Raw genomic sequence first — 14,860 nt, 5'->3', positions numbered from 1 at the left:
CCCGCCCAGCTGGGCGGGCGACCGGCCGTTCTCGTGACGCTGCCGGGTGCGCTCACGGCCGTATGCCGAGGTCCTTGAGGGTGAAGTGCCAGGTGCCACGGGCGTCGAGCCCCGAGTCCGCGCCGGGCAGCACCCACAGCCGCGCGCTGTCGTACTGGGCGGTGGCCACCACGTCGAGGCGCCCGTCGCCGTTGACGTCGAGCAGCGGGGGCCGGGGACGGAAGCGGTTGCGGGCGTGCGGCTTGTTCTCGCCCACCACGCCGGGGGAGTCGAGGTCGAAGGCCTGCAGCGGTGAACCGCTGGTGGCGTGGGCCAGGTCAGGGAGTACGAACAGCAGCCCCTGGTTGTCGTTGGCGCCGGTCGCGCCAAGGACCAGGTCCGGTTTCCCGTCGCCCGTCACATCCCCGACCGTGCGGCCCGCGACACCGCCGTACGAGGGGGTGTCGGGCCCCTTGAGCCGGGGCAGGTCACGGAAGGTGACGGTGGTGGACGCGCGCGTACCTGGCCCGCCGTCGGATCCGCGGGCGATCCCCAGCGCCAACTCCTGCTCGTAACTGGCGAAGGAGACCCGGCACATCTCATCGGTGCCGTCGCCGTCCACGTCGCAGGCGATCCCCGAGGGGGTGGCAGCCCTGTCGTAGCGCCGCGCCAGGGTGGCCTTGCGCGCACCGCCCCGGAAGTGCAGGACGTCCGTGACGGCCGTATCGCCGTCGCCCTCGTTCTCCGGGTCGGTCCAGCGGAACCTCACGGTCAGGTCGTCCCGTCCGTCGCCGTCGAAGTCACCGGCCGTCACCTGGTACGGCTCCGAGTCCGCGGAGCGCTTCGCTTCCAGGGGCTGGCGCCTGGCGGGCTCCCCTGTGCGGCGGTCGAAGGGCCCGTAGTGGACGGTCCCCGCGGGCCCCTTCTCGGCACCGAACTGGAAGACGTCGCCGCTGCCGTCCCCGTCGACGTCGCCCACCGCGCCCGCCGTCCAGTGGCTGGTCTCCTTCCCCGACACCACGCTGTACCCGGTGTCGAGCAGCCGGGGCCCGCTGACCCCACGCGCCCCGCCCCACAGCGCGTACTGGCGCCCATCGGTGAGCGTGGCGAGGAGATCGGTGAACCCGTCGTGGTCGAGGTCGGCCCGCTCCAGGCGGATCGCAGGCGGTATGCCGCTGGGGTCCTTGGTGTCGGGCATGCGCACCGTGGCCCGCGTCCGCACCCGTGGCCCGTCCGCCGAGCCGTACACCACGGCGATGTGGCCCGCGCCCTGCACGGCCAGATCGTCGAATCCGTCGCCGTTGAGATCGCCGGTACGTGGCTTGGCCGAGGCCTTTCCGGCCGGTGGCCGCTCGGGCCCCTGGCGCAGCTCGCCGGGGCTGCCGGAAGGCGTCGGCGACGGGCTCGGGAGCTGCTTCGCGTCCCGGCCGCCGGTGTCGCCGCACGCACCGAGCAGCAGCGCGGCAGTGACCACGCCGGTGGTCACCAGGGCGGCAGGGGCGGTACGTCGCTTCATGGCCCCCGACCGTACAACCCGAGTCCGTACCACCAGAGCCCGACCGCCGCCCGCGCACCCGCCGCCCACCCCGGCCAACGGCCCGCGCCCCGGTGCGCCGCCTCGGACGACTTCCCTGGTCCGACCGGGTTGGCTACTGTGAGCCGTCGACCAACGCGACGGGAACCAGGAAGCCGGTGAGAATCCGGCACGGTCCCGCCACTGTGACCGGGGAGCAGACCCCACCGACGACCACGGCCTGAGGGCCTGTCGTCACACTCCCGTCTGCCCCGCGGCGTCTGGCACGCGCGCTCGCGGCGTTGCCGAAGAGCCCTCGTAGCTCCGCTACGAGGGCTCTTCGGCGCCTTGCGATCGCACGCACCAGACGCCGCGCGGCCCGCCCTTCGGGCGGACGGCGGGAGTGTGACGACAGGCCCTCGGCTGGAAGGTCGGGGTGAGTGACGATCCGGGAGTCAGGACACTGGCCTGTCGCGGACACCATCCACGGGGCGTGGACCCCAGGAGGCGTGCATGCGGTCTGCCGCGACGAGTTGGGCGGCAGCCGCGTTCGGGTGCTCGGCGTGCGCTGCTCGTGGCCCTCAAGGCCGCGGCCGGGGTGCGCCGCCGTCCCGGGTGCCGTCCCCTGGCGCGCCCCGGACGTGAGAGGAACCCGGATGCCCGTACGCGCCGTGCCGAGTGAGCATGTTTCGCGTCGCCGACTGCTGGGAGGCGCGCTCGCCGCGGCCACCCTGCCCTTCATCGCCACCGCCTGTGGACGTGCCGAACCGGCGGACACCGGCAAGGGACTCACCGCCACCGACCTGACCGGCAAGACCGTCGAACTGCCGCGCCCCGCACGCCGGGTGGTGACCATCCCGCTGCCCGCCGCGTCCATGGTGGTCGCCGTGAACGGCGGCCCCGAGGTGCTGGCCGGGATGAACGCCGCATCCCGCACCGCGATCGAGGGCAGCTTCCTCGGCCAGGCCTATCCGGAGCTGCTGAAGGTCCCCACCGATGTGGCGGGCGCTGAGTTCGCCCCCAACGTGGAAAGCGTGCTCGCCCTGAACCCGGATGTGGTGATCCAGTGGGGCGACCGGGGCCCCGGCATCGTCGAACCGCTGCGCAAGGCAGGCCTGAAGGTCGCCCGGCTCACCTACGGGACACAGGCAGACCTCGAATCCGCCGTCACGCTCTACGGCGAACTGCTCGGCAAGCGGGACCGCGCCGATCGCATCAACCGCTCGATACGCGGGAGGCTGAAGCAGCTACGCGCCGAACTGCCCCGCCGAAGCGGCGCCAAGCCGTCCGTGCTGTATCTCCGCGGAGCCGCCGACGGACTGCAGGTCGGCGGCGGAGCCTCGTACAACCACTTCGTCACCGAACTGGTCGGAGGCCGCAATCCCGCCGCGAAGGTCAAGGAGCAGCAGGCCACCATCGACGTCGAGCAACTGCTGAAGTGGAACCCCGACATCGTGCTGCTCGGCAACTTCGGCCCGGCGACCCCCAAGGACCTGTACGACGACCCCGCGCTGGCCACGCTGCGGGCGGTGCGCGAGCGCCGGGTCTACAAGGTGCCGCTGGGCGGCTACCGATGGGATCCGCCCAGCCAGGAGTCACCGCTGATGTGGCAGTGGCTCGCCGGTCTGGTGCACGACACCGGGGCACCCGGGCTGCGGGCCGAGGTCACCTCCCAGTACACGTTCCTGTACGGCGCCGAGCCCACCGGCGCCCAGCTGGACACCATCCTCCACCTGCGGACCAACTCCGCCTCCCGGGACTATGCCGACTTCGGCCGCTGAGCGGACACAGGAGCGCGGCCACGTGCCCGCCACCGGACCGGCTGTCGGACGCCGACGCCAGCGCTCGGCCCTGATCGGACTGCCGGTCGCGGTGCTGCTCGTCGGCATCGTGGCCCTCGCCGTGGGCCGCTACACCGTCGGCTTCGACCAGGTCGTACGGATACTCCTCGGGCAGCTGCTGCCGATCGAGCGGACCTGGACGGACACCGAGGAGGCCGCCGTACTCCAGGTGCGGCTGCCACGCGTGCTCCTCGCCATGCTGGTCGGGGCGGGGCTCGCGGTCTGCGGCGCGGCGCTCCAGGCCGTCTTCGGCAACCCGATCGTCAGCCCGCAAATCCTCGGGGTGTCCTCCGGGGCGTCCTTCGGCGGGGCCCTCGCGATCGTGCTCGGCCTGGGCTCGGCCGCGCTGGTGCTCGGCTCGTTCGGCTTCGGACTGCTCGCCCTGGTCGCGGTGTTCGCGACCAGCCGGGTGCGCGGGCCCGCACCACCGCTGACGATCGTCCTGTCCGGCATCGTCGTCGGGGCGTTCTTCGCGGCCCTGGTGTCCCTGCTGACGTATCTCGCCGACCCCTACGGCGAGTTGCAGTCCATCGTGTTCTGGCTGCTCGGCAGCCTGGCCACGGCCACCTACGGCAAGGTCGCGGTCGCCGCGGTGCCGGTCCTGGTGGGCGGTGCGCTGATCTGCGCACTGCGCTGGCGGATCAACGTCCTGTCCCTGGGCGACGAGGACGCGATGACGCTCGGGCTGCGACCGGGGCGGCTGCGCTGGCTGCTGCTCACCGCGGTGGCCGCCGTCGTCGCCGGGGCGGTCGCGGTGAGCGGAGTCATCGGCTGGGTAGGGCTTGTGGTGCCCCATCTGGCCCGGCTGTGGGTCGGCCCCGACCACCGGGTACTGATCCCGGTGAGCCTGGGCCTGGGCGCCGCGTATCTCACCGCCATCGACACCGTGACGCGGAATCTGGGAGTGGCCGAGATCCCCCTGGGAGTGCTGACCGCCCTGGTCGGGGCGCCGGTGTTCCTCTTCCTGCTGCACCGCAGCCGCCGCGGGATGTGGTCCGATGCTTGAGCTCGACGGACTCGGCTTCGCCCACGAGCGGGGCCAGTGGCTGTTCCGCGGCATCTCGCACCGGCTCGTGCCCGGCGGCATCCTCACCGTGCTCGGCCCGAACGGCCGCGGCAAGACCACGCTGCTGCGCTGCCTCGTCGGCCTCGCGACGCCCACCGAAGGGCGGATACGGGCCGACGGCGCGATCGGCTTCGTCCCGCAGAACCATCGCACCCCGTTCGCCTACACGGCCCTGGACATGGTGCTGATGGGCCGCGCCCGGCACCTGCGGCCCCTGGCCACGCCCGGCCGCGGCGATATACGCCGCGCCGAGACCGCCCTGGAGCGGGTCGGGCTCGACCACCTGGCCCATCGCGACTACCCGACGCTCAGCGGGGGAGAGCGCCAACTGGTGCTCATCGCACGGGCGATCGCCTCCGAAAGCCCGGTCCTGGTGCTCGACGAGCCCGCCTCCGCGCTGGACCTGCGCAACCAGGGCCGGGTGCTGCACCTGCTGCGCGGCCTCGCCGACGAGGGCCGTGGCATCGTGCTGACCACGCATCACCCCGACCACGCCATGGAGATCGCCGACACCGCGATGCTGATGTTCGGCGGCGCCGATGTGCGGATCGGCCCGGCCGACACGCTCCTGACGGACAGCACGGTCGGAGCCCTCTACGGCGTACGCGCCCACGCCCTCGTCCTCGACGACGCCCACGACTCCGGCGGCCCGCCGCGCCGCGTGATCGTCACCCGCTACGACCAGGAGCCCCCCGTATGACCCCCACCAGCCACCCCATACCCGACAACCGGCCCGCNCCGACAGCGGCCGATACCCCGGCCGCGTACGACGTGGCCGTCCACGACCCCCGCGCGGGCACCACCCACCGGCACCGCGCCGAACTCCGCCACCTCGGCGCTCGGCCGGTCCTGATCGGCTGCGACCGCATCGCGGGCGAAGTGCAGCGCTACACCGCCACCGTCTCGGCCGCCGACGGCGGCAGCTGAACCAGTCCGGGCCCGTCCAGGCCAGGGTCAGCCCAGGCCGGACAGGGCTCGACCTGGTCGATTCCCGGGCATATCGTGGTAGTGACGGCCGACTCTAATGGCAGGGGGTCGTCATGGTCGAAGAGCTGCTCACAGTGGGACTGACGGTCGCGACCGCCGGCGCCGTGTACGTCGCGGCGGCCGCCCGCGTGGTGAAACAGTACGAGCGGGGCCTGGTCTTCCGCCTCGGTCGCCTCAAGGAGCGCGTCCGAGGGCCCGGATTCACCATGATCGTCCCGGCGATCGACCGGATGCGTAAGGTCAATCTGCAGATCGTGACGCTGCCGGTGCCCGCGCAGGAGGGCATCACCCGGGACAACGTCACGGTCCGGGTGGACGCGGTGGTCTACTTCAAGGTCGTGGACCCGGCCAGCGCCATCGTCCGGGTCGAGGACTACCGGTTCGCGGTGGCGCAGATGGCGCAGACCTCGCTGCGTTCGATCATCGGCAAGAGCGAGCTGGACGACCTGCTCTCCAACCGCGAGAAGCTCAACCAGGGCCTGGAACTGATGATCGACAGTCCGGCGCTCGAGTGGGGTGTGACCATCGACCGGGTCGAGATCAAGGATGTGTCGCTGCCGGAGACGATGAAGCGCTCCATGGCCCGTCAGGCCGAGGCCAACCGCGAGCGGCGCGCGCGTGTCATCAACGCCGACGCCGAACTCCAGGCCTCCAAGAAGCTCGCCGAGGCCGCCCACCAGATGTCCGAGGAACCGGCGGCTCTCCAACTGCGGCTGCTGCAGACCGTGGTGGCCGTCGCCGCCGAGAAGAACTCCACCCTCGTCCTGCCCTTCCCCGTCGAACTGCTCCGCTTCCTGGAGCGCTCCACCCACAATCCACCGGTTGGGTCCGGTTCGTCGGATGGGTCCCACAGGGCGGTCACCCCGCCCCTGTCGCCCGCGGAGGACACGGAGTCCACTCCGTCCCTGCCGCCCGCCGAAGGGCCCGAGCCCGACGAGCTTCCGAACTCCCCGGAGCGTGAGGGCGAGTAGCGCGAGCATCGCGAACGGCCGCACGGGTACCCCTTGGCAACCACACAGTAATTCTTTAGGTTAGGCTGGCCTAAGTTTCGGGCCGTGTCCTTTCGGGCTGCCGGTCCATTCGTCGTCCCGGAGAGCCCATGCCGAGCCTCAGTACCGTACTCACGCCTCCACAGGAGGCGCGTGACCTGCGTATCGAGCACTTCGACGGTGCCGCCGTCGCCGCCGACCTCGAGCCGTGGGTCACCGCGTACGAGCGGGTGTACGCCGACTCGCTCGACCTCGACGACCACTGCGATCCACCGATCTCGGACAGGCTGCTGCGGCACTCGGCCCGTCCGGGGTTCGCGCTGGTGGCAGCCATGGACGGCGACGAGGTCGCCGGATTCCTCTACGGCTACACGCTGCCCACCGACTCCCTGTGGTGGGAGGGCCTGATCTCGGACCTCGGGCCGGAGTTCACCTGCGAGTACCCCGGCCGCACCGTCGGGATGTGCGAGGTGCTGGTCTCGGCCGCGTGGCGGCGATCCCGTATCGCCCATGTGCTGTTCGAGGCCTTCGTCGCCGAGCGCCACGAGGAGCGGGCCGCGGGGTTCGTCGCCGCCGACAACGACGTGATGCTCGCCACCTACGCCAAGTACGGCTTCGAGGTCGTCGGGCGGATGGAGCCGTACGAGGGCTGGCGGCCGCATGTCGCCATCGTGCGCCAACTCACCCGCGCCTGAGCCCACTTCACACCCCCATTTCCTTGTCCCGCGGCGCTGCCCGCAGCTCCGCACCCTGTTTCCGACCCGAAGGTAACTCCGTGTCCGTGCAGTTCCCTCCCTCCGCCGCGCCGCGGTCCGCCTACCCGCTGGACGTCCTGCCCGAGCGGGTCAGCAGCCGACTGCGGGAACTGGCCCGCGCCGACAAGCCGGTGTCGGCCTACGTGTACGACGGTGCCGTCGCCGCCGAGCGGGCCCGGGAGCTGCGCGCCGCGCTGCCCGACTGGGCCGAGGTGTACTACGCCGTCAAGGCCAACTCGTACCCCGGTATCGTCCAGGCGCTCGCCCCGCACGTGGACGGGTTCGAGGTCGCCTCCGTCACCGAGCTGGAACTCGCCCTGTCCGCACGGGAGTCCGTGGGCGCGGCGGGCCAGGACCCGGCCCGCGTCGTCGCCGCGGGCCCCGCGAAGTCCGTCCCCGTACTGACCGCGCTGGTGCGCGCCGGTGTCGAGGCCATCAACGCCGAAAGCCCCCTGGAACTGCACCGGATCAGCCGGATCGCCGTCGCCGAAGGCGTCACCGCACGGGTCGCCCTGCGGGTGAACCCCGCCGACATCCCGATCAGCGGTTCGCTCCACATGGGCGGCGCGCCCTCGCAGTTCGGCGTGGCCGAGCCGGACGTCCCCGAGGTTCTGCGGGCGGCCAAGGAGCTGCCCGGCATCGACCTGGTGGGCTTCCACATCCACGCCGCCTCCAACAACCTCGACGCCGAAGCCCACGCCGCCTATCTGCACTGGTGTGTCCAGTGGAGCGTACGGACCGCTGAGGCCGCCGGGATCGAGCTGCGCCACGTGGACATCGGCGGCGGTATCGGCGTCGCCTTCGAGGGCGAGAAGCCCTTCGACGTGGCACGGTTCGGCGAGCTCGCCGGGCAGCTCCAGCCACCGGCGGGCGTGAAGGTCGTGCTGGAGCCCGGCCGCTTCCTGGTCTCCGACTGCGGCTGGTACGCCGCAGAGGTGACCGACGTCAAGGCCTCGTACGGCGAGTGGTACGCGGTGCTGCGCGGCGGCATCAACCACTTCCAGCTGCCCACCTCGTGGGACATCGTGCACAACGTCACGGTGCTGCCCATCGACGCGTGGCCCGACGACTGCCCGCGCCCCACCGCCGAAGACGTACGCGTCACCGTCGTCGGTGAACTGTGCACACCGGAGGACACCCTGCTCAGGGACGTCCTCATCGACCGGGTCCGGGCCGGAGACCTGGTGGTCTTCCCCTGCGCGGGCTCCTACGGCTGGGAGTTCGCCATGCACTCTTTCCTCGGCCACCCCGTCGCCGAGCGCCACCTGCTCTAGCGCCACCACCTGCTCTAGTGCCACCCGGCCTGGTGCCACCCGCTCTAGCGCCACCCGACCTGGTGCCACCCGCTCTAGCGCCACCCACGCTCAGTGCCACCACACGCTCAGCGCCACCACCTGCTCCAGCGCCACCTGCTCTGAGGCCCCACTCCTCGCACCTCACCCTCCGGAGCCCTGCCTTGACCACACACCTCCCCGACGCGACCCCCCGCGCCGACGACGCGCTCAGCGCCGCCGTCGCGGACGTCCTGGACGCCGTCTCCCCAGCCGCCGCCACGGCCACCGCGAGCCAGTCCGTTGCCCTGCCCGCCCTGTCCGGCGGTACCGGTGGCGCCGACGCCCTGGCCCCGCTGCTGCACACCGCGCTCGGCGCCCTCACCGAGGGCGCGGCCCGCCGCGGCGGACCCGTCGCGGCCGGAGCGCCCACGCAGCTCGCCGCGCAGGTCGCCCGCGAGTTCGCCGCGTCCAGCGGCGCCGACGCCCTGCATCAGCTCACCGAGCTTCTCGCGCACGGCAGTGCCGACCCGGCCGACCCGGCCTGCGCCGCCCATCTGCACTGCCCGCCGCTGGCCGTCGCGGTCGCCGCCGACCTGGTGGTCTCCGCCCTCAACCCGTCGCAGGACTCCTGGGACCAGGCGCCCGCCGCCACCACCCTGGAGACCCTGCTCCTCGAAGAACTCGCGCACCTGGTCGGATACGACCCGGCCGAAGCGGCGGGCGTCCTCACCTCAGGCGGCACCGAGTCCAACCTGATGGGCCTGATGCTGGCCCGCGACCGGGTCCTGGCCAAGACGGCCGGGCACCAGGTCGAGCTGGCCGGAGTCCCGGTCGCGGGGCCGCGGCCCCGAATCCTCGCCTCCGCCGCCGCGCACTTCTCCGTACAGCGCGCCGCCGCACTGCTCGGTCTCGGCGAGGACGCGGTGCTGCCGGTCGCCGTCGACCACACCCAGCGGATGGACCCCGAGGCCCTGGCCGCCGAGCTCGAAGGCTGCGCCCGGCGCGGCGAGGTCGCCGTCGCCGTGGTCGCCACCGCGGGCACCACCGACACCGGCGCGATCGACCCGCTCAGGGAGTGCGCCGCACTGGCCGCCGCCCACGGCGCCTGGCTGCACGTGGACGCCGCGTACGGCGGCGGCGCCCTACTCTCCGACCAGCTCGCCCCGCTCCTGGACGGCATCGCGCTCGCCGACTCGGTCTCCCTGGACTGGCACAAGCTGGGCTGGCAGCCCGCAGCGGCAGGCATCTTCCTGGTCCGACAGGCCGAGACCTACGCCTCGCTGGCCCGCCGCGCCGTCTATCTGAACCCCGCCGACGACGAGGAGGCCGGATACCCCAGCCTGCTCGGCCTGTCGCTGCGCACCACGCGCCGCGCCGACGCCTTCAAGATCGCCGTCACGTTGCGGACGCTCGGTCGCGAGGGCCTGGGACGGCTGGTCGACCGCTGCCACGAGCTGGCCGGCTGGGGCGCGCGAGCGACAGCGGCACACCCCCGCCTCGAACTGCACGCCGAACCGGTGCTGACCGCCTTCCTGTTCCGCTACACGCCAGCCGACCCCGAGCTGACCGACCCGGCCCTGGTCGACCAGGTCAACGCCGGGCTGCGGCGCAGGCTGCTGCGCGAGGGCCGGGCGGTCGTGGGCCGCACCGAGCTGCCGGGCGATGGCCCCGGCCGGGTCCGCCTCAAGCTCACCCTGCTCAACCCGCACACCACCGACGCCGACGTCGAACGCCTGCTGCACGCCGTCGCCGTGGCGGGCCAGGCCGAGGAAGAGGCGCTCCGCGCAGCCCCGTCGACGCCTCGCACGGCGACCCGAGGGGACGCGCAGTGACACCCGAACCGAACGCCCCGGTCCTCGACACCCCACCCGCCGTGGTGGGCGACGACCCACTGGACCACCCTGACGCCCAGCGCGCCGGACACGCGGCGGCCACCGAGACCCTGCTGCGGGCGTACGTCCGCGAGAGTGGCACCGCCGTCCCGCCGAGCGGCGCCGACCTCGTACTGCATCTGCCCGCGACCGGCCTCGACCTGACCGTCCCGGTACGCCACCGCTCCACGACCGGCTGGCACCGCTTCGGCGAACCCCGCATCGGGAGTGACCGGCCCGCCGACACGGCCCTGGTCGCGGCCGCGCTCATCCGGGAGACCACCCTGGGCCGCGGGGCCCCGCCGCACCTCGGCGGCGACGCCACCGCACGCGTGCTCAACTCGGCCGCCCGCACCGCCGTACACCTCGCCGAGCGGCGTGCCGAAGATGAGCAGGCGCAGGGGCCGACACCGTTCCTCGACGCCGAGCAGGCGCTCTTGCTCGGCCACCCCTTCCACCCGGCCCCCAAGAGCCGCGAAGAGGCATCCGACAACGAACTGGCCGCCTACTCGCCCGAGTTGCGCGGCTCCTTCCCGCTGCACTGGTTCGCCGCACACCCGGACATCGTGGTCGGCGACAGCGCGGACGGCCGTACGGTGGCCGACCTGCTGCGCCCCCTGGCCACCGGCCTGGACCTCCCCTCCGGCATGCTGCCGCTGCCCGCCCACCCCTGGCAGGCCCGCGAGGTGCTCGAACGCCCCGAGGTCGCCCGCCTGGTGGACGCCGGACTGCTGCGCCCGCTCGGCCCCGCCGGGCCCGCCTGGCACCCGACGTCCTCGGTCCGCACCGTGCACCGCCCGGACGCCGACGTGATGCTCAAGCTCTCGCTCGGCATGCGGATCACCAACTCCCGCCGCAACAACCTCCGCGGCGAAATGCGCCTGGGCGTACGGGCGGCCCGGCTGCTGGCCGCGGGCCCGTTCACGTGGCTGCGCGCCGAGCACCCCGAGTTCTCCGTACTGCGGGACTTCGCCTGGGTGTCGGCAGGCACCGACGGGCCCGAGACCGGCCTGGAGACGGCCATCCGCGACAACCCCTTCACCGGCACGGGCCGTGAAGGGCTGTGCGTGGCCGGTCTGCTGGCCGAGCGCACCGGACCGGGCGACGGCACGCCGCCCCGGCACCGCGCCCGGCTCTCGGCCGCCGTCCACCAGGCGGCGCGGGCCCTGCGCATCGCGCCCCACGAGGCCGCCGAGCGCTGGTTCACCCGCTATCTCGACGTTCTGGCCGTACCGCTGATCCGCCTCCAGGCGCGGTACGGCATCGCCCTGGAGCCGCACCACCAGAACACCCTGGTCGCCCTGGACGACGACGGTCTGCCGTGCGCGGCCTGGTACCGGGACAGCCAGGGCTACTACCTGGCGAGCTCCCGCGCCGCCGAACTCGAAGAGCTGCTGCCGGGCGCCACCGACGGTGTCGAGCTGGTCTTCGACGACGCGTTCGTCGACGAACGCGTCGCCTACTACCTGGGCATCAACAACCTCCTCGGCCTCGTCGGCGCCTTCGGCGCGCTCCAACTCGCCGACGAGGGCGTGCTGTTGCGCAGCCTGCGCGGCACCCTGGAGCGGCTGCGCAGCACCGAACCCGGCGCGCGCGGTCTGCTCGACCTGCTGCTCGACTCGCCCGCCCTGCGCTGCAAGGGCAACTACCTGACCTGCGTGGACGGTCTCGACGAACTCGTCGGCGACGTCCACACCCAGTCCGTCTACATCGACCTTCCCAACCCCCTCGCGGAGGCCCAGCGGTGACCGAACTGACCGAGCACACCCCCTATGACCTGGTCGGCGTCGGCATCGGACCGTTCAACCTGTCGCTGGCCGCACTCTCCGACGGCGCACCGGACCTGCGCACCCTCTTCCTGGACGCCAAGCCGAAGTTCTCCTGGCACCCGGGCCTGCTCATGGAGGGCACCACCCTCCAAGTGCCGTTCCTGGCCGACCTGGTGACCATGGTCGACCCGACCAGCCCCTGGTCGTACCTCAACTACCTGCGCAGCCACGACCGGATGTTCCCGTTCTTCTTCTCGGAGCGCTTCCACATCCCGCGCCGCGAGTACGACCACTACTGCCGCTGGGTCGCCGAACGCCTGCCCTCCTGCCGCTTCGACGCCGAAGTCACCGCCGTCGCGTGGGACGAGGCAGCCGACGCCTTCGCCGTCACCCACCGCGCGGCCGACGGAACCCAGACGAAGGTGCTGACCCGCCAACTCGTCCTGGGCGTGGGCACCCTGCCGACCGTCCCCGAGCCGCTGCGCCCGCTGCTCACCGGTGAGCACGCCGGACGCGTCCTGCACAGCGCCGACTACCGCACCCACCGCGCCGCGCTCGCCGGGCTCGACGACGTCACGGTGATCGGCGCGGGCCAGTCCGGCGCCGAGGTCGCCCTTGACCTGCTGCGCCACCAGGACGGCCAGGGCGAGGGCGGACCGTTCGTGCGCTGGCTGGCCCGCACCACGGCCTTCGCCCCCATGGAGTACTCCAAGATCGGCCTGGAGCACTTCACACCGGACTACATCCGCTACTTCCGCGCCCTGCCCGAAGAGCGCCGCGAGCAGCTCGTACGCGAGCAGTGGCAGCTCTACAAGGGCGTCAGCGAGGAGACACTCGGCGAGATCCACGACGAGCTGTACGAGCGCACCATCGGCGGCACCGAACCGCGTGCCGCACTGCACCCCGGCGTGCGGATCGAAGCCGCCGCGCCCGACGGCGACGGCTACCTGCTGACCTGCCGCCACACCCAGCAGGACGCCCCGTTCGAGATCCGCACCTCGGCCGTCGTGGCCGCCACCGGATACGCGCCCGCCCGGCCCGCGTTCCTGGACACCATGACGGATCTGGTCGACTGGGACGTCAAGGGCCGCTACCAGATCGACGGCGAGTACCGGGTCGCGCTCGACCCGCGCGTCACCGGCACGCTGTACGTACAGAACGCCGAGATGCACACCCACGGTGTCGGCGCACCCGACCTGACCCTGGGCGCCTGGCGCGCGGCGACCATCCTCAACGCGGTCGCGGGCAAGACCGTACTGCCGGTGCCGGACCGCGCGGCCTGGACCACCTTCGGCGCGCCGCACCCGTCCGTCCCCGCGCCCGCCATACCGGGCGTCGCTCCGGCGGGCGCGCACCGGTGACGTCCGCGATGTCCGCGCAGAAGACCGGCGGGGCTCCGCGCGCCAAGGTCGTCCTGATCGCCGTGATCGGTCTGCATCTGGTCGCGGAGACCGCGCTCACCCCGTTCCTGCCGCAGCTGTTCGACCGGCTGTACGGCATCGAGGACCCGGGGGCGACCGGCCTGTACCTGTGGGTCTGCCGGATCGTCGGGCTCGCCGCGCTCCCGCTGTGGGGCCTGGCGGCCCGGCGCTGGCCGCTGCACAAGCTGGTGCTGGCCGGGCTCTGCGGCTCGGCCGTGATCGACGTCCTGCTCGGCCTGGCCCCCAGCTACGCCGCGTACCTGGCGCTGTCGACGGCGGTCGTGGCCACCAACAGTGCCCTGCTGCTGGCCTATCCGGCGTTCATCGCCGAGCACCGCGACGACCCCGATGGCGGTGAGCAGTCCCGCCTCACCGGCATCTGCTCCATCGTGGTGGTCTTCCACCTGTCGGTGGTCGTCTCCACGCTCGTGGGCGCGGGCGTCCTGGCCCTTCCCGAACCCCGCATCGGCATCTCGGCGTTCGCGCTGCTTGACGCGGGCCTCGCCGTGCTGGCGTACCGCGTCCTGGGCCGTGGCAAGGGTCCTGCCGCTTCGGCGGGCACGGCTGGCGAGGCCGACGCGGCGGACACTGTCGGTACGCCCGGTACGCCCGGTACGCCTGGTACGCCCGGCATGCCTGGCGCGGCCGGTCCGGCTGAGCCGGTGGACAGCCCCGGTACCGGCGCCGCGCCCGGCGCGGACGGCGCACCCGCTGTCGCCGACCCGCCGCGTGAGGCTCCCTCCGGCGCGGTCGACGGCCGCGCACCGAGCCGCCGCCGCTGGCTCCTGCTGCTCGTCCAGGTCGCCCTGATCGGCGTCGCCTTCGACTTCTCCGTCAACGTGGCGCGGCCGTTCTTCACCGAGTATTCCGAGAGCCTGGGCAGCGGTTCCGTCGGGGCCGCCGCGCTGTTCTTCCTGCCCAGCGTCGCCGCCCTGGCGGTGCTGCCCGCGGCCCGCCGCTGCCACGCGATGCTCGGCGACCGGCTGCTGCCGCTGGCCCTGCTGGTGGCCGCCGCCGGCCTCGGCTGGCAGGCACTGGCAGGATCGCTGCCCGGACTCGTCGGCGGCCGCCTGCTGTTCGGGCTCGGCCTCGGCCTCGGGCAGGTCGCCGTGGAGCTGCGGATGTTCCGCGTCACCGGCACCGCGGGCCCGGCCTTCACCGCCGTGGAGACGGCCCGAGCCGCCGGGCTGCTGGCCGCCCCGCTGGTCGCCACGGCCGCGGTCTCCAGGGACCTCGTACTGCCGCTGGCGGTCGCGGCCGTCGTCCAGGTGCTCGCCACCGTGCTGTCGCTACGCGGCACCCGGACCGAACGCGCCGCTCCGGCCCCCGTACTCACGCCCGCCGCCGTCGCGCGGGCCGTCCCCCACCGGCCGACGCCCGGGGACACAGCGCCAC

At 73.0% G+C, this 14,860-nt stretch carries 10 protein-coding genes, 1 pseudogene and 1 riboswitch; of the genes and pseudogenes, 10 read left to right on the top strand and 1 reads right to left on the bottom strand.

All coding sequences use genetic code 11. The features are described 5' to 3' along the window. Nucleotides 1–52: 52 nt before the first annotated feature. The gene (locus U9R90_RS01285; protein WP_411054483.1) at nt 53–1,495 is read right to left on the bottom strand and encodes a VCBS repeat-containing protein; all 1,443 of its coding nucleotides are present in this window, start codon (nt 1,493–1,495) and stop codon (nt 53–55) included. 123 nt (nt 1,496–1,618) lie between these two features. Continuing rightward, nucleotides 1,619–1,979: riboswitch (cobalamin riboswitch) on the top strand. A 169-nt stretch (nt 1,980–2,148) separates the two neighbouring features. Between U9R90_RS01285 and U9R90_RS01280 the strand changes: the two genes are divergently transcribed. The 10 genes and pseudogenes from U9R90_RS01280 to U9R90_RS01235 form a co-directional block, all read left to right on the top strand. Beyond that, nucleotides 2,149–3,273 carry an ABC transporter substrate-binding protein gene (locus U9R90_RS01280; protein WP_411054482.1) on the top strand — a complete coding sequence of 375 codons (1,125 nt, stop codon included), beginning with the start codon at nt 2,149–2,151 and terminating at the stop codon, nt 3,271–3,273. A 22-nt stretch (nt 3,274–3,295) separates the two neighbouring features. Next, nucleotides 3,296–4,339 (top strand): FecCD family ABC transporter permease, encoded by a 1,044-nt coding sequence (locus U9R90_RS01275; RefSeq protein ID WP_411054481.1) that lies wholly within the window; start codon nt 3,296–3,298, stop codon nt 4,337–4,339. Continuing rightward, a complete protein-coding gene (locus tag U9R90_RS01270; RefSeq protein ID WP_411054480.1) occupies nt 4,332–5,099 on the top strand; it encodes an ABC transporter ATP-binding protein in 768 nt (255 codons plus the stop codon). Before U9R90_RS01275 ends, U9R90_RS01270 begins: the two co-directional genes overlap by 8 nt. A 340-nt stretch (nt 5,100–5,439) precedes the next feature. Continuing rightward, nucleotides 5,440–6,357 (top strand): slipin family protein, encoded by a 918-nt coding sequence (locus U9R90_RS01265; RefSeq protein ID WP_411054479.1) that lies wholly within the window; start codon nt 5,440–5,442, stop codon nt 6,355–6,357. 128 nt (nt 6,358–6,485) lie between these two features. Then, nucleotides 6,486–7,070, top strand: coding sequence for a GNAT family N-acetyltransferase (locus U9R90_RS01260; RefSeq protein WP_411054478.1), 585 nt, complete (start codon nt 6,486–6,488; stop codon nt 7,068–7,070). An 80-nt stretch (nt 7,071–7,150) separates the two neighbouring features. Continuing rightward, on the top strand, nt 7,151–8,404 hold the full coding sequence (locus U9R90_RS01255) for an alanine racemase (protein WP_411054477.1): 1,254 nt from the start codon (nt 7,151–7,153) through the stop codon (nt 8,402–8,404). 305 nt (nt 8,405–8,709) lie between these two features. Continuing rightward, complete coding sequence (locus U9R90_RS01250; protein WP_411057599.1) at nt 8,710–10,236, top strand: pyridoxal phosphate-dependent decarboxylase family protein; 1,527 nt, start codon at nt 8,710–8,712, stop codon at nt 10,234–10,236. Beyond that, on the top strand, nt 10,233–12,023 hold the full coding sequence (locus tag U9R90_RS01245) for an IucA/IucC family protein (protein WP_411054476.1): 1,791 nt from the start codon (nt 10,233–10,235) through the stop codon (nt 12,021–12,023). The genes U9R90_RS01250 and U9R90_RS01245 overlap by 4 nt, the downstream gene beginning before the upstream one ends. After that, the gene (locus tag U9R90_RS01240) at nt 12,020–13,405 is read left to right on the top strand and encodes a lysine N(6)-hydroxylase/L-ornithine N(5)-oxygenase family protein (RefSeq protein ID WP_411054475.1); all 1,386 of its coding nucleotides are present in this window, start codon (nt 12,020–12,022) and stop codon (nt 13,403–13,405) included. The genes U9R90_RS01245 and U9R90_RS01240 overlap by 4 nt, the downstream gene beginning before the upstream one ends. Nucleotides 13,406–13,413: 8 nt before the next feature. Beyond that, nucleotides 13,414–14,860, top strand: a pseudogene (locus tag U9R90_RS01235) (hypothetical protein); the annotation flags it as partial.

The sequence above is a fragment of the Streptomyces sp. E11-3 genome, assembly GCF_046540415.1.
In the GTDB taxonomy this organism is placed as follows: Bacteria; Actinomycetota; Actinomycetes; order Streptomycetales; family Streptomycetaceae; genus Streptomyces.
This window is presented reverse-complemented; position numbering and strand designations above follow the sequence as displayed.

Excerpts from the sequence above, each read along its gene's own strand:
- U9R90_RS01285 (WP_411054483.1), bottom strand. The coding sequence starts at position 1,495 with ATGAAGCGACGTACCGCCCCTGCCGCCCTGGTGACCACCGGCGTGGTC.
- U9R90_RS01280 (WP_411054482.1), top strand. The coding sequence starts at position 2,149 with ATGCCCGTACGCGCCGTGCCGAGTGAGCATGTTTCGCGTCGCCGACTG.
- U9R90_RS01270 (WP_411054480.1), top strand. The coding sequence starts at position 4,332 with ATGCTTGAGCTCGACGGACTCGGCTTCGCCCACGAGCGGGGCCAGTGG.
- U9R90_RS01265 (WP_411054479.1), top strand. The coding sequence starts at position 5,440 with ATGGTCGAAGAGCTGCTCACAGTGGGACTGACGGTCGCGACCGCCGGC.
- U9R90_RS01260 (WP_411054478.1), top strand. The coding sequence starts at position 6,486 with ATGCCGAGCCTCAGTACCGTACTCACGCCTCCACAGGAGGCGCGTGAC.